The organism is Haloechinothrix salitolerans (assembly GCF_042662605.1).
In the GTDB taxonomy this organism is placed as follows: domain Bacteria; phylum Actinomycetota; class Actinomycetes; order Mycobacteriales; family Pseudonocardiaceae; genus Haloechinothrix_A; species Haloechinothrix_A salitolerans.
Genome location: NZ_JBHSXX010000001.1, coordinates 3,816,475 through 3,837,952, shown reverse-complemented (window position 1 = coordinate 3,837,952; position 21,478 = coordinate 3,816,475). Strand labels below are relative to the sequence as shown.

General features: G+C 68.8%; 26 protein-coding genes. 16 read left to right on the top strand and 10 right to left on the bottom strand.

Annotated elements, in window-relative coordinates:
- Positions 1–5 precede the first annotated feature (5 nt).
- Positions 6–215 carry a hypothetical protein gene (locus ACFQGD_RS18205; protein WP_345393185.1) on the bottom strand — a complete coding sequence of 70 codons (210 nt, stop codon included), beginning with the start codon at positions 213–215 and terminating at the stop codon, positions 6–8.
- 163 nt (positions 216–378) lie between these two features.
- On the opposite strand from ACFQGD_RS18205, the gene ACFQGD_RS18200 reads away from it, so the two are divergent.
- Genes ACFQGD_RS18200 through ACFQGD_RS18190 form a run of 3 tightly spaced genes read left to right on the top strand, consistent with a single transcriptional unit; the run spans position 379 to position 1,504 of the window.
- Positions 379–573: a hypothetical protein gene (locus ACFQGD_RS18200; RefSeq protein ID WP_345393188.1), complete on the top strand. Its 195-nt coding sequence runs from the start codon at positions 379–381 to the stop codon at positions 571–573.
- 19 nt (positions 574–592) lie between these two features.
- The gene (locus ACFQGD_RS18195) at positions 593–1,276 is read left to right on the top strand and encodes a phosphoribosyltransferase (RefSeq protein WP_345393191.1); all 684 of its coding nucleotides are present in this window, start codon (positions 593–595) and stop codon (positions 1,274–1,276) included.
- A gap of 15 nt (positions 1,277–1,291) precedes the next feature.
- Positions 1,292–1,504, top strand: a complete 213-nt coding sequence (locus ACFQGD_RS18190) for a hypothetical protein (protein WP_345393194.1) — start codon at positions 1,292–1,294, stop codon at positions 1,502–1,504.
- A 29-nt stretch (positions 1,505–1,533) separates the two neighbouring features.
- On the opposite strand, the gene fbp is transcribed toward ACFQGD_RS18190, so the two are convergent.
- The 3 genes from fbp to ACFQGD_RS18175 form a co-directional block, all read right to left on the bottom strand.
- Complete coding sequence (gene fbp / locus ACFQGD_RS18185) at positions 1,534–2,664, bottom strand: fructose-1,6-bisphosphate aldolase/phosphatase (RefSeq protein ID WP_345393197.1); 1,131 nt, start codon at positions 2,662–2,664, stop codon at positions 1,534–1,536.
- A 34-nt stretch (positions 2,665–2,698) separates the two neighbouring features.
- Positions 2,699–3,070: a hypothetical protein gene (locus ACFQGD_RS18180; RefSeq protein ID WP_345393200.1), complete on the bottom strand. Its 372-nt coding sequence runs from the start codon at positions 3,068–3,070 to the stop codon at positions 2,699–2,701.
- 90 nt (positions 3,071–3,160) lie between these two features.
- Complete coding sequence (locus ACFQGD_RS18175) at positions 3,161–3,358, bottom strand: rhodanese-like domain-containing protein (protein WP_345393203.1); 198 nt, start codon at positions 3,356–3,358, stop codon at positions 3,161–3,163.
- Positions 3,359–3,534: 176 nt separating this feature from the next.
- Here ACFQGD_RS18175 and ACFQGD_RS18170 point away from each other — a divergent pair, with 176 nt between their 5' ends.
- Positions 3,535–3,810, top strand: a complete 276-nt coding sequence (locus tag ACFQGD_RS18170; RefSeq protein ID WP_345393206.1) for a hypothetical protein — start codon at positions 3,535–3,537, stop codon at positions 3,808–3,810.
- Between the two features lie 333 nt (positions 3,811–4,143).
- Here ACFQGD_RS18170 and ACFQGD_RS18165 read toward each other — a convergent pair whose 3' ends face one another.
- Complete coding sequence (locus tag ACFQGD_RS18165; RefSeq protein WP_390183623.1) at positions 4,144–4,557, bottom strand: ANTAR domain-containing protein; 414 nt, start codon at positions 4,555–4,557, stop codon at positions 4,144–4,146.
- Between the two features lie 606 nt (positions 4,558–5,163).
- Between ACFQGD_RS18165 and ACFQGD_RS18160 the strand changes: the two genes are divergently transcribed.
- Positions 5,164–5,595 (top strand): DUF6292 family protein, encoded by a 432-nt coding sequence (locus ACFQGD_RS18160; protein WP_345393209.1) that lies wholly within the window; start codon positions 5,164–5,166, stop codon positions 5,593–5,595.
- On the opposite strand, the gene ACFQGD_RS18155 is transcribed toward ACFQGD_RS18160, so the two are convergent.
- The 3 genes from ACFQGD_RS18155 to ACFQGD_RS18145 all read right to left on the bottom strand — a co-directional run bounded on the left by ACFQGD_RS18155 (position 5,567) and on the right by ACFQGD_RS18145 (position 7,398).
- Positions 5,567–5,848, bottom strand: coding sequence for a hypothetical protein (locus ACFQGD_RS18155; protein WP_345393212.1), 282 nt, complete (start codon positions 5,846–5,848; stop codon positions 5,567–5,569). The two genes, ACFQGD_RS18160 and ACFQGD_RS18155, sit on opposite strands and share 29 nt — an antisense overlap.
- A gap of 132 nt (positions 5,849–5,980) precedes the next feature.
- Complete coding sequence (locus tag ACFQGD_RS18150; RefSeq protein ID WP_390221073.1) at positions 5,981–6,280, bottom strand: hypothetical protein; 300 nt, start codon at positions 6,278–6,280, stop codon at positions 5,981–5,983.
- Positions 6,281–6,441: 161 nt separating this feature from the next.
- Complete coding sequence (locus ACFQGD_RS18145) at positions 6,442–7,398, bottom strand: universal stress protein (RefSeq protein ID WP_345393218.1); 957 nt, start codon at positions 7,396–7,398, stop codon at positions 6,442–6,444.
- Between the two features lie 164 nt (positions 7,399–7,562).
- On the opposite strand from ACFQGD_RS18145, the gene ACFQGD_RS18140 reads away from it, so the two are divergent.
- Positions 7,563–8,429 (top strand): hypothetical protein, encoded by an 867-nt coding sequence (locus tag ACFQGD_RS18140; protein WP_345393221.1) that lies wholly within the window; start codon positions 7,563–7,565, stop codon positions 8,427–8,429.
- Positions 8,430–8,505: 76 nt separating this feature from the next.
- Complete coding sequence (locus ACFQGD_RS18135) at positions 8,506–8,817, top strand: hypothetical protein (RefSeq protein ID WP_345393224.1); 312 nt, start codon at positions 8,506–8,508, stop codon at positions 8,815–8,817.
- 18 nt (positions 8,818–8,835) lie between these two features.
- Here the strand turns inward: ACFQGD_RS18135 and ACFQGD_RS18130 are convergent, their stop codons facing one another.
- Together ACFQGD_RS18130 and ACFQGD_RS18125 are read right to left on the bottom strand one after the other, a co-directional pair.
- Complete coding sequence (locus tag ACFQGD_RS18130) at positions 8,836–11,379, bottom strand: cation-translocating P-type ATPase (RefSeq protein ID WP_345393227.1); 2,544 nt, start codon at positions 11,377–11,379, stop codon at positions 8,836–8,838.
- A gap of 73 nt (positions 11,380–11,452) precedes the next feature.
- Positions 11,453–11,788 (bottom strand): hypothetical protein, encoded by a 336-nt coding sequence (locus tag ACFQGD_RS18125; protein WP_345393230.1) that lies wholly within the window; start codon positions 11,786–11,788, stop codon positions 11,453–11,455.
- A gap of 231 nt (positions 11,789–12,019) precedes the next feature.
- On the opposite strand from ACFQGD_RS18125, the gene phoU reads away from it, so the two are divergent.
- From phoU to ACFQGD_RS18080, 9 genes are all read left to right on the top strand, one after another.
- Positions 12,020–12,685, top strand: coding sequence for a phosphate signaling complex protein PhoU (gene phoU, locus ACFQGD_RS18120; protein ID WP_345393233.1), 666 nt, complete (start codon positions 12,020–12,022; stop codon positions 12,683–12,685).
- A gap of 171 nt (positions 12,686–12,856) precedes the next feature.
- A complete protein-coding gene (locus ACFQGD_RS18115) occupies positions 12,857–13,858 on the top strand; it encodes a thiamine pyrophosphate-dependent dehydrogenase E1 component subunit alpha (protein WP_345393236.1) in 1,002 nt (333 codons plus the stop codon).
- A gap of 11 nt (positions 13,859–13,869) precedes the next feature.
- Positions 13,870–14,916, top strand: coding sequence for an alpha-ketoacid dehydrogenase subunit beta (locus ACFQGD_RS18110; RefSeq protein ID WP_345393239.1), 1,047 nt, complete (start codon positions 13,870–13,872; stop codon positions 14,914–14,916).
- 7 nt (positions 14,917–14,923) lie between these two features.
- A complete protein-coding gene (locus ACFQGD_RS18105; RefSeq protein WP_345393241.1) occupies positions 14,924–15,157 on the top strand; it encodes a lipoyl domain-containing protein in 234 nt (77 codons plus the stop codon).
- Positions 15,158–15,227: 70 nt separating this feature from the next.
- Positions 15,228–15,560 (top strand): hypothetical protein, encoded by a 333-nt coding sequence (locus ACFQGD_RS18100; protein WP_345393244.1) that lies wholly within the window; start codon positions 15,228–15,230, stop codon positions 15,558–15,560.
- Between the two features lie 192 nt (positions 15,561–15,752).
- Positions 15,753–16,562 (top strand): ribosome hibernation promotion factor, encoded by an 810-nt coding sequence (locus tag ACFQGD_RS18095; RefSeq protein WP_345393247.1) that lies wholly within the window; start codon positions 15,753–15,755, stop codon positions 16,560–16,562.
- A 308-nt stretch (positions 16,563–16,870) separates the two neighbouring features.
- Complete coding sequence (locus ACFQGD_RS18090; protein WP_345393250.1) at positions 16,871–18,229, top strand: hemolysin family protein; 1,359 nt, start codon at positions 16,871–16,873, stop codon at positions 18,227–18,229.
- A gap of 55 nt (positions 18,230–18,284) precedes the next feature.
- Entirely contained in the window at positions 18,285–18,494 is a 210-nt protein-coding gene (locus ACFQGD_RS18085; RefSeq protein WP_345393254.1) for a hypothetical protein, read from the top strand.
- 151 nt (positions 18,495–18,645) lie between these two features.
- Positions 18,646–21,441 (top strand): AMP-binding protein, encoded by a 2,796-nt coding sequence (locus ACFQGD_RS18080; RefSeq protein WP_345393257.1) that lies wholly within the window; start codon positions 18,646–18,648, stop codon positions 21,439–21,441.
- Positions 21,442–21,478: the final 37 nt, after the last annotated feature.

Genomic DNA, 21,478 nt, shown 5'->3' with positions numbered 1-21,478 from the left:
CGAGCCTAACGAGGTTCCGGCACGGCGCGCCGCGTCGTCACCCGCACGATTCGCCCCATGTCGATACCCCACGTCGTGTGGCAGTCCTCGCAGATGAAGTACGTCTTGTCCCCGGCGTCGTGGGCGGTGAGCCGGGGCGAGCCGCAGTCGGGGCACGCGCTCGGCGACGCGAACGCGGTCCCGAAATCCAGCTCGGCACAGTGTGATGCCTCCATGCTGCTCATCAAACTGTGTGAGGTCGGAAGGCGCTAGAGCACAACGTCCCTGGATTGCCGAAGTCCTTGGCGATCGGGGCCATCGTCCCCTGCCGGACAACACCCTCGCGCCGCCAAACTCACCGCAACGGGGAAACCACGTTGAGATCGTGAGGAGATCGCCATGCGAGACGTGTATCAGCACGATATCGCTGAGTTCGCCGCTCGCCTTGACGATCTGGCCGAGATGGCGCGCTGGGAGATGCGCAAGGCGACGTGCGCGCTATTTGAGGAGGACCTAACGCTGGCTCGTGCTGACCGGATGGCGCAGCGGGGTCTGCTCGGCGCCCGCCGCTACTCGACGGCCGCTTCGGGGTGAATCACACAGGAGGGCGAGCATGGTATATCAAGATCGCGCGGACGCGGGACGCATCCTGGCTGAGTGGGTGCTGTACCTGCGCGGCCACGATCCCGTCGTCGTCGGCGTCGCTGCCGGGGGTGTGGCCGTCGCCAGGGAGATCGCCGTCAAGCTCGACGCGCCACTGGACGCGTTGGTGGTGCGCAAGCTCGACGTTCCCGGCTATCAGGACCTGACGATGGGCGCCGTCGGCGAGGGCGCGGTGATCGTCAGCAACCACGACGTGTTGCGCGAATGCCGGATCTCGCCGCACCAGCTGGCCGACGCCGCGCACCACGAACATGGCGTCGTGGCGCGGCAGATGGCGATGCTGCGTCGCGCCATGCCGCCCGTCGACCTGACCGGCCGCAACGTTGTGCTCGTTGACGACGGCATCTCTACCGGCGCGACCATTCGGGTCGCGATCCGGGTCCTGCGCGCGAAGGGCGCGCGACGGGTGATCCTCGCGGTGCCCGTCGCCCCCGCCCCGGTGCTCGAACAGGTCAACCGCATGGTGGACCAGGTGATCTGCCCCAAGGCGATGCGCTGGGTGCGGAACCTGCGCTCTTGGTACGTCGACTTCCCCGACGTCGACGGCAACGACATCGCCGCGATGCTGCGCGAACACACTAGTCTCGTCACCGCACCGGCCGACACCGACCGCGCGCTGCCAGCGCAGTTTTAGTTATTGGAGGCCGCAATGGTGTCGCCGATCGTCTTCGACGTCATGGCGACGCCGTTGCAGGAGATCGGGCCGGACGCGCCACTCGCGCTCGCTGCGCGCAGGCTCGTGAACGAGAAGGTGCGGCGGCTACTCGCCCACGCCAGCGACGTCGATGGCGCGAGCCACACCGGCGAGCGTGTCGTAGGTGTCGACCAGGAACACCGTGTCCTCGGGGTAGTCCTCGGTTAACGCGACGAATGCCTCCCTCCCGTCAATGGTCAGCCACGACGCGATGCGGGCACGACCGGTTCCGGCGCGGCCAAGGGTTCCCAGCGGTCGGCCATGTCGTGTTCGAGTTGGCGCATGGTGGTGTACTCGAGGTCCTCCAGCGGCAGCCGGTGCGGCTCGAACGGGCCGTGGCGGCGCAGGTAGTCCATGACCTCATTGGCCTGCGACCGTGCCCGGTCGAATGACGGGTCCGCGAACAGGTCCCGAGGCCCGATCAGTTTGCCGTCGTGGATCTGGAAGCCGAGCGCGACCACCCTCGGCGGGCCGTCGAACCGGGCCGGGTGTGCCTGGTCAAGCCCGACCGGCATGAACGGTGCGTGGTGCGAACCCCGCATACACCCCGCCACCGTGTAGGGGAACGCGAACGGTTCCAGCACCTCACCGACGGCGGGCAGCCCCGACTGGCACCGCACGATCATCACCGGGTCGTCCTTGCCGACATACTTGCCCGCGATCAACGACAACCGCTGCGTCGACGTCGCCGCCGCCTGAATGCCGAGCGTGGCCGACTCGACCGCGTGCACCACATAACGGGCCGGGGCGCCGATGTACATCAGCAGGTCGTGCAGGTCGCGCGGTGTGTCGAACCAGATCCGCTTCTCCTCGTACAGGTCGTAGACCTCGAACCGGAACCCGGCGTGCATTACCTGGTCGATCACCAGCCCCGCGGTGTTGAACGGGTCGGCGAACATCTTGTAGAGCGGCAGGTTCCACGCACCCGGCTCGGTCTTGTCGGCCAAGAAGCAGATCACTGGCTCGCTCGGCCGCTCGGTGTACTCCAGCTCGGCATAGCCGGGCCCCATCCCCCGCAGGTTCCCGGAGAACGCATCCGACAGCAGATCCTGCCCCGCGCCATACAGCCCCAGTCGCTTGGCGACTTCGGTGGTGCGCAAGAACGTGTCCCAAGCGAACGAGTGCACCGCCTCGGCGTCCGCGCCATGCTCGTGCGTCATGATCAGCGAGACGTCGTCACCGCAGTACGACACCGTGCCGTCCATCAGCAATCCGTCGCCCACCGCGTCCCTAACCGCCTTACGCGCGACAGCCAGCATGTCTGGGTGCACCGAGGAATGACCGACGAACCCGCCAGTGTCGGCCTTGATTATCGACAACGTCGTCATGACACAACCTCCAACGTCATTGGTTCTGGACACGTCACGGCAGATGGATGGTGCGCCGCTCATCCGCGATCGCCCGCGCCAGCGCGGCGCGGGACAGACTGCGGGGACCGCAGTCGCACCACGCGGGCACCTCGTCGTCGGCGTACGGCTCCGCTTCGAGCAGGTCGACGTACTCCTTGCCTCGGGTGGCCGCGTGATGCGGCGTGTCAACGAAATCGCGTGACCCGTGCGCATGCGGACCGGTGATCGCCCAATACACCAGACCAGACGGCGTGTCGTAGACGAACGCGAGGTGATGGCCGTGCTGACACCGCACCGCTAGCCGCTGGTGATCGCTGCGATGCGAGCCGTACTCGGCCAGCGCGGCGGCCGCCTTGCGATAGCGGGCCTTGGATCTGCTGAGCATGACCACGACGGTAAGGCGGCTGCCGAGTTAACCGAGCCTTTCCAAGGTCCCGAAACCACGGCACCAAAGTCCACAGCCGAGGGCCTCCAGTCAGGAGGTGCTGGTTTCGGTGGGGTGGCCCGCGCGGTACTCCTCGCGCGGGCGGACGTCGATGACGGTGACGGTACCGGTCTTGACTCGCCGCAGCAGCTCCTCGGACGTGACCGCGTCGCTGTCCTCGCCGCCAACGTCCTGCTCGTCGCCGTCCGCATGTACGAAACCCGGTTCCGTTCCGGCGAAACTCGCCACGAGTAGGAGCGCGGCGGACGCGCTGCCGTGGGAAGACCGGACCGGAGGTCCCTGGTTCTCAGGTCCTCGTTCCCTTCCCGACCATCTTGCGGTGGGGAAACGTCGCCTGCGTGCTACCTGATATTCCGCAGCCCGGCGACGCGCCGGTCATCCAAGTCCACGTTCGCGCTGATGCCGTGACACCGCATGTTGGCTACGCACTCGAGCGTTTGCACGAGGCGGCGTCCGAGTCACCCGTAGACGTCGATGAGGTCGAGGTGTGGCTGTCGCAGCCTGGTCATCCCGCCATGCCGACAGCGTTCCTCGCTACCGGCATCGCCCGCGTCGGCTCGCAGCTGATCCGCTGCCGAGGTGTGGCGGCCGACCCCTGCGACAGCATCGACGCGCTGTGCCGACGCATCCTCGCCCAGGTGGGCACCGTTCCCCGCCAACGTGACAATGCAGCCAGCTAGCCAGCCGGGTATGACACAAAATCATGTGCACATCATCGCGGACAGGACGCGGCCAGACCGCGCCGCGCTGTGCGGTATCGGTCTCGGTTTCCGCGTGGGTGCGACAACAGCCGCTCACCCGGCCGGCACCATGTCACCGGAGTTCGAGCGCGTCTCGTGCCCAGAGTGCCAACGCCTCTACCGCGATCAGCATTACGGCGTGGCCAACGGTCGATGCGGCACCCCCGGATGCGGCGGTATCGCGCGGTGGCCATCGCTGTTCGATACCACGGGAGACCACCACTATCGCTGCGTCGACTGCTGCAAACGTATCGCCGCAGCGCTGGCCGGTGACTACACCGACATGAACCGACATCGCGTACTCGGATTGACTCGCGACGAACTGACACGCGAGTCTTCGAATCGCACGTGACGATCATCGCGGACTTTGACCTGTTCCCGCTGGGACTGCTCGACCAGCAGCGTGAATGCCTCGTCGGCGCTGATGGCGTGGATGGCCATCAGGATTCCTTTGGCTTGGTCGATCACCGCGCGCGATCCGAGTGCGTACTCAAGCTGCGCGGCCAGCTCGCGGGCGCGTTCATACCGCCGGTACACCCGCAGCGCGGTCGCCACCGCCGACATGTAGAGATCCAACAAACGCTCGTCGACCTCGTTCAACGACTGTCTGGGTACTCCGCCGCGCGCGGCGTGTACGCACAGGAGACTCGACACCGCGAGGACGCGATGCACGACAACGACGACCATTCGGGCCACAGGCCACGAGGATGGCGCGCGCTCGACGCGGAGTCGTTTCGGGCGATCTTCGAGCACAGCATCGACGGTGTGCGACCGACTCACGATGGGCAGACGCGGTCGCCGAGCGGGAACGCGCCGGTCACGTGCGTACCCAGGTGCGCATGCGCCGGGGCGATGGATCGGTGTTCACCGTTGATCTGGCTTCAGCGAACTTCCACGACGCCTCGGGTGAACGCCGTGCCTGTGTGATCTTCCGCGGCCTTTCCGAGCAGGTGGCCACGGCAGACAACGGCCGCGGGCTCGGCGCACCCACCCGCCGCAGCGGACTGGCCAACATGCGTCACCGCGCTACTCGCCACAACGGCGCTTTCGATATCAGCAGCCCCACCAGCGGAACGGGCACCGTGTTGACCTGGAGCGTCCCCTACCCGCGACATAGGTCGACAAACGCCGGTCGGGACGTAACGGGGTGCGAGTCGGCGACACGGGGCAGGACCAAGGTCCTGAGGAGGATTGCTTTTCGGCTCTGTTGGCAGCCCGTTGCAGCAGGCAAAGCTGGGCGCGTGAACATGCCCGGCCACGTCAAGCCGGGGACAGCTGCGAGGTGACGTCGGTATGGAGTTGGGCATCGATCAGGCGCTGGCGCACGGGCTACGCCAGTACGTGGAGCAGACCGTTGAGGCGCTCGCGCTCACCGGCCGTCCCTACTGTCTCGACGTCGCTCACCCGATGAACGCCTACGTGGCCCTCAACGCGCGGCTACCGAACTTCCCCGACTGCGATACCGCACTGCTGTGGGACGAGCGCTACGGATGGGCCGGCGCACTCGAAACCGACACATCCAGTCAGCTGACCGTGCTCAGCTATTGCGGTAGCGCCCTGCTGCCCCGTCCCGCCACGGTCGCCCAGTTCGCGCACGAGTTCCTCGCTGGCCTCGTGTCACCGAGCACCGCGTCGCCCGTGTTCAGCATCGACGATCGCGACCAGCTGACAACAGGCCTGATCTCCTACTCGCTGCTCACTCCGGTTGGCGCCGCTTTGCCGTAGTACGGCATGCGGTGGCGGCCGTGAGTTCGGCGAGGTCCGGCGATCCGCAATACCGGCACGCGGGCGTGGCGGCCGACTTCAAGGCCAAGACCGCGGCCGGGACACCGAGCACGGTCCAGGCCGTCACGGTGAGGGCAACGTTGGCGATAGCGGGTTCGACACCGAGAACGATCGTCAGCGTGACCGTGAGCACCGGGATGAGCACGAAAGCGGCGATGGCTCGACGCAGCGCATTGGTCTTCAACTCGCGCATGCTGTTGGAGGTGCCGCACCACGTGCACGTCGCATCCGCTGCGCGTGCCGCTCTCACGCGGCGTGACTCGGCAAGCACCATGCGCGGTATCTCCTCATCATCATGGGTAGTGTCGTGATCGAGCGCGGATCATCACCGCGCCGTGACCTGTGTCAGCGTGGACGACGAATCGGCGGTGTCGTAGAGCGGGAAGTCCCTGAACACAGGGGCCAGATGGCAACCCTGCCGCCACCGCAGGGCAACCCCGTCGGCGCGGCCAACGTCGATCACGAGCTGTGGATGACATCGCGGACACACCAGGTGTCCGCGATGCAATGCCACGATCGTCGCTTCCCGTTGTTGCTGGCAGGCGAAGCAGGGGAACGCGATGGCGCGCTCCACGCTATGCAGGGTGAGCGCGACACCGGTCGAGTAGGTGGCAAGGATCGGCACGGGAGTTCCGCACGCCAGAACCAGTCGGGCTGGCGCGTCGATCAACGACGCTCGACAGCATGCGGTCCGGGTGGGTGCTATCTCGACCACGCCCGGCGGTGCGGTGTTGCTCGGCTGCCGTGTCATCACACCCCCATGGCTGGTGTCGTGATCGTGGAGTGTCAGTGGACACGGTCAGTAGGAGCGCCAACCGTGCCGAAGCGTCCGGGCTGGACGCCGTCGAGTTGGTGCGGCCGGACGACCGCGACCGGGCAGTCGGCGTGACGCAGCAACGACTGGCCGACCGAGCTGGCCAGCATGCCGTGCGATACGCCCAGGCCCCGGGAACCGACGATGAGCAGCTGCGCGGCAGGCCCGTCGGGTGGGTTCGTGATAGCGAGCAAGCCGCGCACCGGCCGATCGTGCGTAACGTGTTCGGTGACCGCGATCTCGGGGTATGCCGCGCGCAGTGGAGCCAGCCAGGTGGCGAGCTGTCGTTGCTTCGCTGCCTGAATCTCTGCGGGACCGCCCGGCAAGATCGTCCACTCGTGGTGGCTGAGCGCGACCTCGGTCCAGGCGTGGGCAGCGACAATGGGAGCACCGCTGCTGCGCGCGAACTCGAACCCGAAGCGCAGCGCGGCAGTACCGGACGGCGAGCCATCCACCCCAATCACGACCGGGCCGAAACGGGATGGCGCCGTGCCACGACCTCGCACCATCACCACCGGACAACCGCCGTAGTGAGACACGGCACTGGCGACCGCGCCGGGCCCGTCCTCCACGCGGTCGCTGGTCCCGCGCACGCCCACCACGATCAGCCGCGCCCGTATCGACGCGTCGATCAGCGCGTCCTGCGGCGCATTGTACTGCGCCGACAAGGCGATCGGCACCTCCGGAGCGAGCGCACGCACCGCTTCAACGGCGGTGGTAAGCGGGCGCGAACCAGCCGCCGAACCGGTACCGGCCGCCTTGGCGTGAACCAGCCGTAGCGGCGCGTTCCATGCCCGCGCCCTCACCGCTGCCCAACGAGCGGCAGCCAGCGCCGAGGCGGAACCGTCAATACCGACAACAATGTCGTTGCCGTCGTCGTCGGCAGCACGATCCATGCCGTCTGCCACCGTCCACAGAAATGATGTCATCGCCGCGGACGCTACGAACACCACAACGCCGCCGCGAGGTCCATAAGTCACCGACACCAAGGTCATAGGACCGGGCTGGGCATTCATTCAGTCCGCATTCGGGACCAAGTGCCCTGGGCACGCCGCCGACGTCACGGTGAGTGTTGCCGGTGAGGTGATCAAGCATGACGGAACCAACCGAGCCCACCGAACAGGGCCGGCCTGACGAGCCGGATGGACCATCGGACGAGACACGTCGAGCGCGCCGGTGGGCGTGGATCGCGTCCGCTCTCGCCGCGACCGTGGCGCTCGTGGCCACCGTCGTCATCGTGCTTGCGCTACGCGGCGACGACGACAAGGGCGGCGTGGCGACCGAACCGACCACGACACCCCCCACCACCAGCGTGACCACCACTACGACGACGACGTCGTCCGAGCCGGTGCCCGCGTTCGGCTACCAGCCGTTGTGGCCGTTCGCCAGCGTCGCGGACGCGGCAGAGTGGCAGCGCGCGTACCGCGAAGGCGGCCACCAACCGTGGCACCTCGACGCCGAGTTCACCGCGCGCCAGTTCGCCCAGTCCTACCTCGGCTACGACAACATCGACCGGGTCGTGAGCACCCGCATTCGAGGCGACGAAGCCTGGGTCGGTGTGGGCTTCGAATTACCCAACGGTGAGGACACCACCGCCGCCGTGGTCCATCTGGCCAAGGTCGGCGGTGGCGCGGACGCGCCCTGGGAAATCGTCGGCACGAAGGACACCACGCTGACCCTGACCAGCCCGCCGTACGGGGCGAGCGTGACGTCGCCAGTCACCGTAGGCGGGTCGATCACCGGCGTGGACGAGAACCTGCGCGTGACCGTCTGGCAGCTCGGCACCGGCAAGATAGCGGAGTCCGACGGCATCCCGGCAGGTGGCCAAAACAGCCGGTGGTCCACGAAGGTGTCCTTCACCGCGCCATCAGGCAGCGTGCTCACCATCGCCGTCGCCACCGGCGGACACGTCGCCGAGGTCGAACGGTTCGCCATCACCGGCGTCCGCGTCGGCGGCTGACGCCACAAGACTGGAGGTACACATGTCTAGCCGCCATGATCCGGGAACCCGGACTGTGCGACCCGCGCGTCGTGATGTGCGCGCAGCCTGGATTTCGCTCGCGTTCCTGCCCGTGTCGTTCGTCTTGGCGATGCTGGTTGGCGAGTGGCTGCTGTCGGTACAGGGTTACGAGAGCGGCGCCGAGGATCGCCCGCTGATCGGAGCGGCGTTGCTGGCCGGGATTCCCGCCGTGGTTGTACTCGTCGCTCCAGCCACCACAGCGGCGTTTTTCGGCTGGCGCGCCCGGCAACGCGGAGATCGAGGCGGTGTGGCACCCGCCGTCGTGGGTATGGTCGTGGCCGTCGCGTTGATCGCGTTGAACATCGTGGCCGCCATCGTCGGCGACTGACTCTGCCGCGGCAGGTCGCTACCGCGCCCTGATGACCTTGTACGCGGTGTCGGCGAACCACACCGCCGGGATGACGAGCAGGGCGAGTAGCCAGCCGAGGGCGTTCGGGATGGTGCCGCCCAGTAGCCCTGGTAGCGGCGGGAGCAGCAGGAACACCGCAAGCATGACCAGCTCGAAGCCGATCGCGACCAGCAGCAGCGGGTTGCCCAACACACCGACTCGGCCGATCCAACGAGCCTCGCTTCGGCAGGCGAAGGCGTTGGCGAGCTGGCCGAGCACAATCACCGTGAACGCGGTGCCGGACGCCGTGGCCAGGAGCTCCGGGTCGGCGTCGGCACCGAACGTCCAGCCCCCTGCGACGAGCACCAGCAGGAACGCAGTCATCGTCATGACCGCTTCGGCGGGGCCGAGCACCCCGAACGCGCGGGTCAGCACGCGCCGGTCGAGCAGGCCGCCGGTGCGGGCGGGGCCGCGCATGGTGCGCGGGTTGGGTGGTTCGGCGCCCAGCGCGAGTGCGGGCAACAAGTCGGTGCCGATGTCGAGAGCCAGGATCTGGAGCACGCCGATGGCCAGCGGGATCTCCCCTGCGAGCAGCGCCCACACCAGAAACGGCGTCAGCTGGGCGACGTTGTCGGTGAGGTGGTAGGTCAGAAACCGGCGGATGTTGGCGAACGTCGCCCTGCCCAGCTCGATAGCCGCGACGATGGTGCCGAAGTGGTCATCGAGCAGCACCAGGTCAGCGGCCTCGCGTGCCACGTCCGTGCCGGAGGCACCCATCGCGACGCCGATGTCGGCGGTGCGCAGGGCGGGTCCGTCGTTGACGCCGTCGCCGGTCATGGCGACGACGTGGCCATGCTGCTGCAACACGTGCGCGATCCGCAGCTTCTGCTCCGGTGTCACCCTGGCGACGACGACACCATCGCGGTCGAGTAGGTCGCCCAACGCAGCGTCGTCGTCCGGCAGGTCGGCGCCGGTGACAACGAACCGGTGGTCGCCGAGCAGCCCGACCTCCGCCGCGACCGCTGCCGCCGTGCCGGGATGGTCGCCGGTCACCATGGCCAACTTGATCCCGGCGCGGCGACACGACGTGATGGCGTCGGCGACATCGGGCCGGGGCGGGTCCTCCATCCCCGCCACGCCGCACAACCGCAGCCCTCGTTCGGTGTCGTGCCCTTGGTCGGGTGCCGCCGGGCGGTGTGCGACGGCAATGACGCGCATCCCGCGCCGCGTCAAGTCGTCGACGGCCGCGGCGGTACCAGGTGGCACGTCCACGCAGGCGTCCAACACAGTCTCGGCGGCCCCGGTGACGTGCACGCCGTCGACGTCGACCACCGACGCGCGGCGACGGCGCGGATCGAATGGGTGTCGCCGCAGGGGCCTCGGCGGCACCCTGACCCCGGCTCTGGTGGCCAGCACATGCAGCGCCACCTCCATCGGGTCACCCACTGGATGCCAGTGGTTACCCTCGTGTGCCGAGTGAGCGTCCGGGGAACAGCGGGCGGCACTGTCAGCGAGCGCAGCCGTGGCCCTGATCGCATCCGCCGGGCCGGTCAACGTGCCGTCGGGGCGGTAGCCCTCACCGGACACCATGACTACACCCTGCGGTGTCCACACCTCGACCACCGACATCTCGTTGCGGGTGAGGGTGCCGGTCTTGTCGGTGCAGACGAACGTCGTCGCGCCGAGGGTCTCGACCGCTTCCAGCCTGCGCACCAGCGCATCGTGGCGCGCCATCCGCTGCCCGGCCCTGGCCAGCGACAGCGTGACCGTCGGCAACAACCCCTCCGGCACCAGCGCCACCGTCACCCCGAGCGCGAACAGCAGGCTCTCGGCACCCGTCCGCCCGAGGCCGAGCAGCACCAGGAAGAACGCACCGCCCACACCGATCGCGATCAGCGCGATCAGCCGCACCACCCGGTGAAGCTGACGGGCCAGTGGACTGCGGGGACGGCTGGCCCGTCCGGTCACCGCCGCGATACCGGCCAACCGCGTCCTGGCGCCGGTCGCGACAACGATGGCATCGCCGTGGCCCTCCACCACATACGTAGCCGCGTGCACGACGTCGCCCGCCGACCATCGCGCCGGAACGCTCTCCCCAGTCAGCGGTGACTCGTCCACCGACAACCGGGCGCCCTCGCCGACGCGCAGGTCCGCGCACACCCGGTCCCCCGCCTCCAACAGCACCACGTCGTCAACGACCAACTCGGTCGCGGCCACGACGTGCGCGACGCCGTCGCGGCGCACGGTCGCACGTGTCGGCAGCAGGTCCCGCAGCCGCTCAGCCGCCCGATCCGCCCGATACTCCTGCACGAACGAGAACACGCCGTTAAGGACAACCACGACGGCGATCGCCACCGCGAGCACCGGCATGCCGCCCAGCAGAGCGAGCCCCGCCGCCACCCACAACATCACCGCGAAGAAATGCACCAACTGGCTGCCGAACACCAGCAACGGGTGCGCCCGAGGCGGACTCGGCAACGCGTTCGGACCATCCCGCCGCAGCCGCAGGGCGGCCTCCTCCGCGCTGAGACCGGAACGCCAGCCAGCCGATACCTCGGTCATCGATCCACTCCGGCGCATATCTCCGGACCACCGGCGCAGCTCCCACCCCGGAACAAACCAGCTACGACGTCAGCTAGCCCAGTCCTTCGGCGAGTTGCTGAAGCAGCAAAGCGGTCACCAGCACCCCGACCGTCGTTGCCACAACCACCGCCCACGAGCGGTCGCGGCGGACGAGAGCCACCGCGCCCACCACCGCGGCAGCGAGGCCGCCAGCCAGGATGACAGCGCCCGCGACGGTGAGCAGCCAGTTGTCTGTGAATGTCTCCGCCGGTTCCATACCGAGCGCGAAGCCGACCGCGAGAAGAATCGTCCCGCACAGGACTAGTGCTGCGAGTCCGACGGCCACCGTGCCGGGCCGCGAGTCAGGTAGCCATGCCCACTCGCGGCGAGTGTTTGAGGTTGTCTTCATGCCGCGAGCGTGGGCGCGCCTCACCCGGTTACCCAGGGTCCTTGGACCCCTGAACCGGGGCACTCCGGTACACGCGGTCCACACGGGATTTCCGGAACTGCTGCTTCGACCATGTCCCTGGATTGCCGAAGTCCTTGGCGATCGGGGCCATCGTCCTCTGCCGGACAACACCCTCGCGCCGCCAGAGTCACCGCAACGGGGAAACCACGTTGAGATCGTGAGGAGATCGCCATGCGAGACGTGTATCAGCACGATATCGCTGAGTTCGCCGCTCGCCTTGACGATCTGGCCGAGATGGCGCGCTGGGAGATGCGCAAGGCGACGTGCGCGCTGCTTGAGGACGACGTGGCGCTGGCGCGTGCCGTGAACGCGGACCGGAGAGCCGTCACCGAGCTGCATCACCGCATTGACGAGCATGCCATCGCGCTGCTCGCGCGGCAGCAACCGGTCGCGAGCGACCTCCGCACGATCGTCGCTGGCCTGCGGATGAGCGCCGATCTGGAGCGTATGGGTGTCCTCGCCGACCACGTCGCCGCGCTCGCGCTGGTAGACGGTCCGCGTCCCATCGTTCCGGCCGAGCTGCGGCCGACGGTGCAGGCCATGGCGCGGGTGGCCGACCGGATGGCGCAGCGCGTGTGCTCGGCACTGGTCAACCGCAGCGTGGCGGACGCCGAGCAGGTCATCGCCTACGACGACGAGATGGACCGGCTGCTCACCGACCTGCACAGGCACCTGCTGTCCGGGGAGTTGCCAAGCGCCACCGCGATGAACCTGACACTGCTCGGCCGCTACTACGAACGGTTCGCCGACCACACCGTCTCCCTCGCCAAGCGGGTGGCGTTCCTGATCGGCGCCCGCCGCTACTCGACGGCCGCCACCACTGGGGCACTGGGATGAGGACGAGACCGACCTGGCCGGGTTCATCGGCTGGCGCGCCGAGCCCGACGGCTGAACCGCCCGGGCACCACAGTCGGAGGTCGCGTGTGCGACGGGTCTTTCGTCTCTAGCCGCCTGTCTCCCGGCGCAGTGTGCTGGGCACATCAGACCGCTCGACTCGAGGAGGACGGTATGACCGTCACCGAACCGGCGCAGGGCCTCGACACGTCGGTCCGGACCGAGCTCTATCGCACGATGGTGCTCATCCGGACCTTCGAGGAAGCGATCCTGCGCGACTACCACGCGGACAAGAAACCCGTCTTCGACATCGGCGCCGGATTGATCCCCGGCGAGATGCACCTGTCGGCGGGGCAGGAACCGGTCGCCGCCGGGGTGTGTGCCCACCTGACGACCGACGACGCCATCACCGCCACCCACCGCCCGCACCACCTGGCGATCGCGCATGGCGTCGACCTGCGCACCCTGGCCGCGGAGATCTTCGGCCGCGAGACCGGCCTCGGCCGGGGACGCGGCGGGCACATGCACCTGTTCGACCCCACGACGCACTTCTCGTGCTCCGGGATCATCGCCGAGGGCTACCCGCCCGCGCTCGGGCAGGCCTTTGCCTTCACACGCCAAGGCACCGGCCGGATCGCGGTCGCGGTGACCGGCGAAGGAGCGGTCAACCAGGGTGCCTTCCACGAGTCGCTCAACCTCGCCGCGCAGTGGCGGCTGCCGGTGGTCTTCGTCGTCGAGGACAACGACTGGGCTATCTCGGTACCCCGGCGTGCCTCGACACCGATCGCGTCCAACGCCGACCGCGCCGCCGCGTACGGCATCCCCGGCGAGCGGGTTGAGGACAACGCCGTCGAGGCCGTGTACGCGGCAGCGGGCCGTGCGGTCGCGCGGGCACGCGCGGGCGAGGGGCCGTCGCTCATCGAGGTACACACCCTCCGGTTGTGGGGGCACTTCGAAGGCGACCCGCAGACCTACCGCGACGACCTCGCGACGGTCGCCGAACACGACCCGATCCCGGCCTACGAACAGACCCTGCGCGACGCGGGGCTGCTCGACGACGTCGAAGTGGCTCGCATCCGCGAGGACGCGACCGCCCGGGTCGACGACGGCATCACCTACGCCAAGAACAGCCCGTCACCAGACCCGGCGACGGCGCTGTCCGCCGTGTTCGCCTGAGGAGGCCCACTGTGACCACGACCCAGCTCACCACCGTCGAGACCACCTCGACGCGAAAGCTCACCACCGCTAAAGCGATGGCCGAAGGCATCGCGCAGGAGATGGAGCGCGACCCGTCGGTGTTCTACCTCGGCGAAGATGTCGGCAGCTACGGCGGCATCTTCGGCTCCACCGGCGGCCTGCTCGACACGTTCGGGCCGGAGCGGGTGCTCGACACCCCGATCTCGGAGACCGCGTACATCGGGCTCGCGACCGGCGCCGCCGTCGAAGGAATGCGGCCGATCGCCGAGCTGATGTTCGTCGACTTCTTCGGCGTGTGCATGGATCAGATCTACAACCACATGGCCAAGATCCACTACGAGTCCGGCGGCAACGTCACCGTGCCGATGGTGCTCACCACCGCCGTCGGTGGCGGCTACTCGGACGGCGCGCAGCACTCGCAGTGCCTGTGGGGCACGTTCGCGCATCTGCCTGGCATGAAGGTCGTCGTCCCCAGCACCCCGTACGACGCCAAGGGCCTGATGATCTCCGCCATCCGCGACGACAACCCCGTGGTGTACATGTTCCACAAGGGCGTCATGGGGCTGCCGTGGATGAAGAAGAATCCACACGCGACCGACGTCGTGCCGGAGGAACCCTACGAAGTCCCGATCGGCAAGGCCAGGATCGCCAGGGAAGGCGCCGATGTCACCGTCGTGACGGTGTCGCGGTCGGTGCACGACACGCTCGACGTCGCCGAGCGGCTGGCGGCCGACGGCGTGCTCGACGCCGAGGTGATCGACCTGCGCAGCCTGAAGCCACTGGACCGCGACGCGATCCTCACCTCGGTCGCCAAAACCGGGCGCCTCGTCGTGGTCGACGAGGACTACCTGTCCTTCGGGCTCTCCGGCGAGGTGGCCGCCACCGTGGCCGACGCCGACCCCGGGATGCTGCGGGCACCGGTGGCCCGGGTGGCCGTGCCGGACGTGCCGATCCCTTACGCGCGATCGCTGGAGTACGCGGTGCTGCCCACCCAGGACCGCATCGAACAGGCCCTGCACCGGGTGACCAAGGCGTGATGAAGGAGTGATCGAGGTCCCGTTCCCCGCGTTGTCGGACACGCCAGACACCGAAGGTGTCGTCGCCACCTGGTTCGTCACCGACGGCCAGACCGTGACCAAGGATCAGCTCATCGCCGAGGTCCAGGTCGACAAGGCATCCGCAGAGGTGCCCGCCCCCGCGGCGGGCACCGTCCACCTTTTCGTGCCAGAAGAAGCCGTCGTGCCACAGGGAAAAGTCATCGCGCGGATCGACACCTGAACCACGGATCGTCACACCCTGGCGATCGCCAGCAGAGCCACACCGCCGGTGGGCTGGAAGGAGCTGAGGCATGGAACGTCCCTGGATCAACTCCAGTCAGCGGCTTCACCGGGAATCCGCCGACCAAGGTAAGCGATGCCCGGGTGCGAGCGTGCAGCCGCCGGTCTCCGCCGACGACGTCGTGGGATCGGCTCTGCCCACGATGCGGCGCGCGGAAGACCGGTTGCGTGACCCCATACTGGCTCCCGAGGCGCGGCGGCTCCTGGAAATCGCGCTGATCGAAACACGGCGCGCCATCCTGGCTGCCGAGCCTGGTTTAACCCTCAAACGCGCTGAGGTCATTCAGCTCGCGCTCGAAGACCTCGATGCCGCAGCGCCACCCGGCCAGGCCAGTTCCCGGTAATTAACCGCCAGTGCGGTCAGGCCAGCCGTCGACGTCGTGATCTCACCAGGGAAACCCGGTGACCCGCCCGAAGGGATGACCGGTCGCATCCGTGGGCGGCGATCGGTTGCACGGCACCGTAGGTCGTGGGTCACCGCAGGTCGGGACCTAGTGCTCACGCCAGGCACGCCCGTCGCGCATGAGACTCGCGATGTGGAAACCGCGAAGACCCACAATGCCGACGTCGAGGTCCAGGTCGTCCGCCACGGGCAGCTACCAGGGGCCGACGACTACGCCCGCGAGAAGATCGGCGCGCTGCTGCACCTCGCGCCAACACCAGTGCTGTTCGCGCGGGTACGACTGAGCAAACACCCCGACCCGGCCGTGTCCCAGCCGGTGATCGCACAGGCCAACCTGGACGTCAACGGACGGCTGGTGCGCGCCCAAGTCACCGGCCCGACCGCCCGCGAGGCGATCGACCGGCTCGAAGCGCGGCTACGGCACCGGCTGGAACGCATCGCCGAACACTGGGAAGCCCGCCGTGGCCGGATGCCTTCGACTGAGCCGCACGAGTGGCGACACGCCTCCGAGCCCAACCACCGCCCGAGCTACTTCCCGCGCCCGGAAGACGAACGCGAGATCATCCGACACAAGACGTTCACCTTCAGCCGCAGCACCATCGACGACGCCGCAGCCGACCTCGAGTTGATGGACTACGACTTCTGCCTGTTCACCGAGACCGCCACCGGCAAGGACAGCGTCCTCTACCCCACCGGATCCACCGGCTACCGGCTCGCCCAGATCACCCCATCGGCACCGGACGAGCTCGCCCCACACCACGTGCCGGTCAGCCTCAGCGAACAACCCGCGCCGGTGCTCACCGTCGCCGAAGCCATCACCCGGCTGGCCCTCACCGGTCTGCGGTTCCTGTTCTTCCTCGACGCCGAACGCGGGCGCGGCAGCGTGCTCTACCACCGCTACGACGGCCACTACGGCCTGATCTCCCCCAACGACACGCCGTGACATCCAGGAGGCAGCACATGGCCGCACAGTCCGATCCCCTCTTCCACGCCGAGAACACCGCGCGCGACTGGCTAGCCAAGATCAGCACCTCGCTCACGCCGAGGGACTGTCCCTCGGCCATGAGCTTGGTTTCATCGTGGCCGGCGCGGCGGCTGATGCGCAGGCCGGCCACAAGAGTCGGACGTCATTCCACCCCAGTAACTTGGACCAGCAGCCGATGGCCGGGCGTTTCAGGGGCTCGCCGCCGGGAACGACTAGCGTGAGCATCGTCGTCGCCTTGGCCAGGAGAGTGGGGTGCATCGGCGGTCATGGACGGTCTGACGGTCACGCTGCTCCTGTTGGCTGTGCTGGTGGCGTTGAACGCTGTCTTCGCGGGCAGCGAGATCGCGCTGATCTCGTTGCGGGAGGGGCAGCTGCGGCAGGTAGAGCGCGCCGGGAGCGGCGGTGGCCGTGCGCTGGTGCGGCTGGCGCGGGATCCGAACCGGTTCCTCGCGACGATCCAGATCGGGATCACGCTGGCCGGGTTCCTGGCGTCGGCCACGGCGGCCGTGACGATCGCCGAGCCGCTCGTGGCGCTGCTGGGCTTCCTCGGTAGCGCGGCGGGGCCGGTGGCAATCGCGCTGGTCACGCTGGTGCTGGTGTTCATCACGCTGGTGCTGGGCGAGCTGGCACCGAAGCGGCTCGCGATGCAACACGCGCTGCGATGGGCGCTGGTGGTGGCGCGGCCACTGGACTGGCTGGCGACCTTGTCGCGCCCGGCGGTGTGGGTGTTGAGCACGGCCACCGACGTCACCGTGCGGCTGTTCGGCGGCGACCCTCATGCGGCGAAGGAACCGCTGTCGCCAGACGAGCTGCGCGACCTCGTCGCCACGCATCGTGGCCTGAGCGCCGAGCAACGCACGATTATCACCGGGGCTTTGGAGATCCACGAACGGCCGTTGCGGCGAGTGCTGCGACCGCGCGGGACGGTGTTCACCCTGCCCGGCGACCTGCCGCTGGACCAGGCGCGCGAACAGCTCGCCCACGCCGGGCATACCCGCGCCCCGGTAGCCGGACCGTCGGGACAGCTAGACGACGCGATCGGGGTGGTGAACCTGCGAGACCTCATCGGCGGGAAGGGCGCTGCGGTCTCGGCCAGCAATGCCACTCGCGGGGATACCACCGCCGGAGATGGCGCTGCCGGGGAGGGCGCTCCGGCTACCAGCGGACTCACCGTCGCGCGGGTGGCGCAACCGCCGCTGTTGTTCCCCGACAGTCTGCGCGTGTCGGAGGCATTGCGGCGGTTCAAGGCGGAGCGGCAGCAGTTCGCGCTGGTGGTGGGTGAGCACGGCGCGGTCGACGGGATCGTGACGCTGGAGGATCTGCTCGAAGAGATCGTGGGGGAGATCTACGACGAGACCGACACCGACGTCATCGAAGCCCGCAGGGGCGACGACGGCACCATCACCATCCCCGGCACCTTCCCGGTGCACGACCTGACCGACATCGGCGTCAGCATCACCAACCTGCCGCCCGGCGACTACACGACGATCGCCGGGATGCTGTTGGTCGTGCTCGGCGAGATCCCCAAAGCACCCGGCGACCGCGTCGAGCTGCCCGGCTGGACCGCCGACGTCACCGGCGTCGAGGGCCACGCCATCACCGAAGTGCGGTTACGGCAGCGCTGACGCCGTTCCGGGCCGTCCCCTGGACGCGGCCGCATGGGTGGGTCACCCTCGGTGTATGCGCGCCGCGGACTCGCGCGAGTTCACCCTCTACGGCCCCTCGCACCTGACGGTGCTGGCGGTGTTTGTCGTGGTCGCCGCCGTGCTCGACGTCCTCGGGCCGTGGCCGGTGTACCTGCTGCCGGAGATCGCTCTCGTGCTCACCGTGTGGGCGCTCATGACCTGGCCCTGGACTCGCTCCCGGACGCGCGACGCGCCAGCGCGCTGACCAGCCGGACGCCACCACCGGCGCCGAAGGACCATCCGGCGGCGCGACAGTCGTGAGACCCGCACCAGCGGGGACGTTCGCCCCTGTCCGAACGCGACGTAATCGGGTGGCCTTGACCTGAGATCGCCGAAGCCATCGTGAGGAGTGTGAGATGGCGGCTGCGGTACCGATGCCGACCACCGGCCAGGAGGACCGGTTGTTGGCGGTCGTCCATGCACTGGTGGCCGAACGACATTCGGCCGAACGCGCGGCGAGTGTCACGCTGGACAGTACCTTCGACCGCGACCTTGGCCTGGACAGCCTGAGCGTGACCGAGCTGGTGACGCGCCTGGAGGACGCCTTCGGTGTGGACCTGCCCCACGAGGTGATCGCCAGGGCCGCGACCCCGCGAGACCTGCTGGATGCCGTGCGGGCCGCACCGAGCCGGGAACGCCATCACACCAGCGTCGAGCGGCATCCCGCCCCGCCACCTGTCGCACGGGTTCCGGACGCGACGACCACACTCGTCGAAGCGCTGCGATGGCATACCCGCATCCACCCCGACCGCGTGCATCTGCGGATACTGTCCGACAGCAGCCAGCAGCTGGTCACCTATGCCGACCTGTGGCGGGACGCCACCGCCACAGCGGCGGGTCTGCTCGCCCACGACCTGCGTCCGGGCGATGCGGCCGCGATCATGCTGCCCACCGGGCGGGAGTACTTCACCACGTTCGCCGGGGTGTTGCTCGCCGGGGGCGTCCCGCTGCCGGTTTACCCGCCCGCTCGGCCCGCGCAGTTGGCGGCGCATCTGCGCAGACAGGTCGGCATCCTGGCCAACGCGCAAGCGCGAGTCCTCGTCAGCGATCCGCAGGCCGTCCGGCTGGCCCGGCTGGTCCGCGGCCAGGTCGAGCCGCTGCGCCATGTGCTGACACCGGACCAGCTCACCGGCTCCGGCGACACCGTCGCGGTCGCACGCCACCCGGACGACCTCGCGCTGCTGCAGTACACCTCCGGCAGCACCGGCGACCCGAAGGGCGTCATGCTCACCCACCAGAACCTGCTGGCGAACATCCGCGCGATGGGCGAGGCGGCCGCCGTATCCACTCAGGACGTTTTCGTGAGCTGGCTGCCGCTCTACCACGACATGGGCCTCATCGGCGCCTGGCTGGCCACGATGTACTACGGGGTGCCCTTGGCGGTGATGTCACCACTGGACTTCCTGACCAGGCCCGCCCGCTGGCTCTGGGCCCTGCACACCCACCGCGGCACGCTGTCGGCCGCCCCGAACTTCGCCTACGAGCTGTGCCTGCGCAAGACCACCGACGCCGAACTCGACGGCCTCGACCTCGCCTCGGTGCGCATGCTCTACAACGGCGCCGAGCCGGTGCAGGCCGACACGATGACCGGGTTCGCCGAGCGGTTCGCCCGCTACGGACTCCGGCGCGAGGCCTTGGCCCCGGTATACGGGCTGGCCGAGTCCTGCGTGGGGCTCGCCTTCCCTCCGATCGGCCGCGGGCCGATGATCGACCGCGTAACACGCGACGCCTTCCTACGCACCGGCCGCGCCGCCCCAGCCGCCGACGACGACCCCGACCCGCTGCGATTCGTCGCCTGCGGCCGGGCCATCCCCGGACACCAGATCCAGGTGGTCGACCCGGCAGGCAACCCGCTGGGCGACCGCAGGGAGGGCCGCATCGAGTTCCGCGGCGCCTCGGCCACAGCAGGGTACTTCCGCAACCCCGTCGCGAGCAGGGCGCTCATCCGGCACGACTGGCTGGACACCGGCGACCTCGGCTACCTCGACGACGGCGAACTGTACGTCACCGGTCGCATCAAGGACCTCATCATCCGCGCCGGCCGAAACCTGCACCCCGAAGAACTGGAACGCGCCGTCGGCGACATCCCCGGAATCCGCGCCGGCTGCGTCGCCGTGTTCGCCACCTCCGGCCGCGACGCCACCGAACGACTCGTGGTGCTGGCCGAAACCCGGCACACCGACCCCCACCAACTCGCCGACCTACGCAACGGGATCACCGGCGTCAGCGTCGACCTGCTCGGCACACCTCCCGACGACATCGCCCTCGCACCACCGGGAACGGTACTCAAGACCTCCAGCGGCAAGATCCGGCGCGCCGCAACCCGCGAACACTACGAGCGTGGCCATGCCGAACGCCGCCAACCCGTATGGTGGCAACTCGCCCGGTTCGCCGCGCACGGAGTGCTGCCGAGGCTGCGCCGCACCAGCCGCGCCGCCTCGACGGTGGCGTTCGCCGCCTGGTGCTGGTCGCTACTCGCCCTGATCGGGGCACCCACACTGATCGCGCTCTCGGTGCTGCCCAGCCTCGCGGCCCGCCGCGCCGTCGTCCGCTCGGCCGCCCGCGCTCTCGCCCACCTCACCGGAACCCCGATCACCGTGGACGGCACCGACCACCTCGCCGACACCCCGGCGTGCGTGGTCGTCGCCAACCACGCCAGCTTCCTCGACGGCATCGCGATGACCGCAGCGCTCCCCGGCCAATACACCTTCGTCGCCGGAGAGGTCTTCGAACACAAACCGTTCATCGGCATCGTCCTGCGGCGCACCGGAACCCGCTTCATCGAACGCACCCAACACCTGCAAAGCGTCGCCGACACCCAGCGGCTCATCGACGACGTCCGCGCTGGAGAACGGCTAGTGATATTCCCGGAAGGACGCCTCTCCCCCATGACGGGCCTGCGACCGTTCCACATGGGCGCGTTCGTCATCGCCGCACACGCACACCAACCCGTCGTGCCCGTCGCGATCTCCGGCACCCGTGCCATGATGCGGCCCGACCACGGCACCGTCATCCACCGCGGCGCGATCCACCTCGTCGTCGGCGAACCCCTCCACCCCACCGGCACCGGGTGGGACGCCGCCGTCGCACTCGAACACGCCGCCAGGACCGCGATCGCCGACCACTGCGACGAACCCGACCTGCACGAATAGACCATCGAGCAGGGTGCGTCAGCTACCTGCTGGCGAA

Excerpts from the sequence above, each read along its gene's own strand:
- ACFQGD_RS18115 (WP_345393236.1), top strand. The coding sequence starts at position 12,857 with ATGACCGTCACCGAACCGGCGCAGGGCCTCGACACGTCGGTCCGGACC.
- ACFQGD_RS18195 (WP_345393191.1), top strand. The coding sequence starts at position 593 with ATGGTATATCAAGATCGCGCGGACGCGGGACGCATCCTGGCTGAGTGG.
- ACFQGD_RS18160 (WP_345393209.1), top strand. The coding sequence starts at position 5,164 with ATGGAGTTGGGCATCGATCAGGCGCTGGCGCACGGGCTACGCCAGTAC.
- ACFQGD_RS18140 (WP_345393221.1), top strand. The coding sequence starts at position 7,563 with ATGACGGAACCAACCGAGCCCACCGAACAGGGCCGGCCTGACGAGCCG.
- ACFQGD_RS18180 (WP_345393200.1), bottom strand. The coding sequence starts at position 3,070 with ATGCTCAGCAGATCCAAGGCCCGCTATCGCAAGGCGGCCGCCGCGCTG.
- ACFQGD_RS18165 (WP_390183623.1), bottom strand. The coding sequence starts at position 4,557 with ATGGTCGTCGTTGTCGTGCATCGCGTCCTCGCGGTGTCGAGTCTCCTG.
- ACFQGD_RS18200 (WP_345393188.1), top strand. The coding sequence starts at position 379 with ATGCGAGACGTGTATCAGCACGATATCGCTGAGTTCGCCGCTCGCCTT.
- ACFQGD_RS18190 (WP_345393194.1), top strand. The coding sequence starts at position 1,292 with ATGGTGTCGCCGATCGTCTTCGACGTCATGGCGACGCCGTTGCAGGAG.
- ACFQGD_RS18130 (WP_345393227.1), bottom strand. The coding sequence starts at position 11,379 with ATGACCGAGGTATCGGCTGGCTGGCGTTCCGGTCTCAGCGCGGAGGAG.
- ACFQGD_RS18100 (WP_345393244.1), top strand. The coding sequence starts at position 15,228 with ATGGAACGTCCCTGGATCAACTCCAGTCAGCGGCTTCACCGGGAATCC.
- ACFQGD_RS18085 (WP_345393254.1), top strand. The coding sequence starts at position 18,285 with ATGCGCGCCGCGGACTCGCGCGAGTTCACCCTCTACGGCCCCTCGCAC.
- ACFQGD_RS18090 (WP_345393250.1), top strand. The coding sequence starts at position 16,871 with ATGGACGGTCTGACGGTCACGCTGCTCCTGTTGGCTGTGCTGGTGGCG.
- ACFQGD_RS18080 (WP_345393257.1), top strand. The coding sequence starts at position 18,646 with ATGGCGGCTGCGGTACCGATGCCGACCACCGGCCAGGAGGACCGGTTG.
- ACFQGD_RS18145 (WP_345393218.1), bottom strand. The coding sequence starts at position 7,398 with ATGACATCATTTCTGTGGACGGTGGCAGACGGCATGGATCGTGCTGCC.
- ACFQGD_RS18125 (WP_345393230.1), bottom strand. The coding sequence starts at position 11,788 with ATGAAGACAACCTCAAACACTCGCCGCGAGTGGGCATGGCTACCTGAC.
- phoU (WP_345393233.1), top strand. The coding sequence starts at position 12,020 with ATGCGAGACGTGTATCAGCACGATATCGCTGAGTTCGCCGCTCGCCTT.
- fbp (WP_345393197.1), bottom strand. The coding sequence starts at position 2,664 with ATGACGACGTTGTCGATAATCAAGGCCGACACTGGCGGGTTCGTCGGT.
- ACFQGD_RS18155 (WP_345393212.1), bottom strand. The coding sequence starts at position 5,848 with ATGCGCGAGTTGAAGACCAATGCGCTGCGTCGAGCCATCGCCGCTTTC.
- ACFQGD_RS18205 (WP_345393185.1), bottom strand. The coding sequence starts at position 215 with ATGGAGGCATCACACTGTGCCGAGCTGGATTTCGGGACCGCGTTCGCG.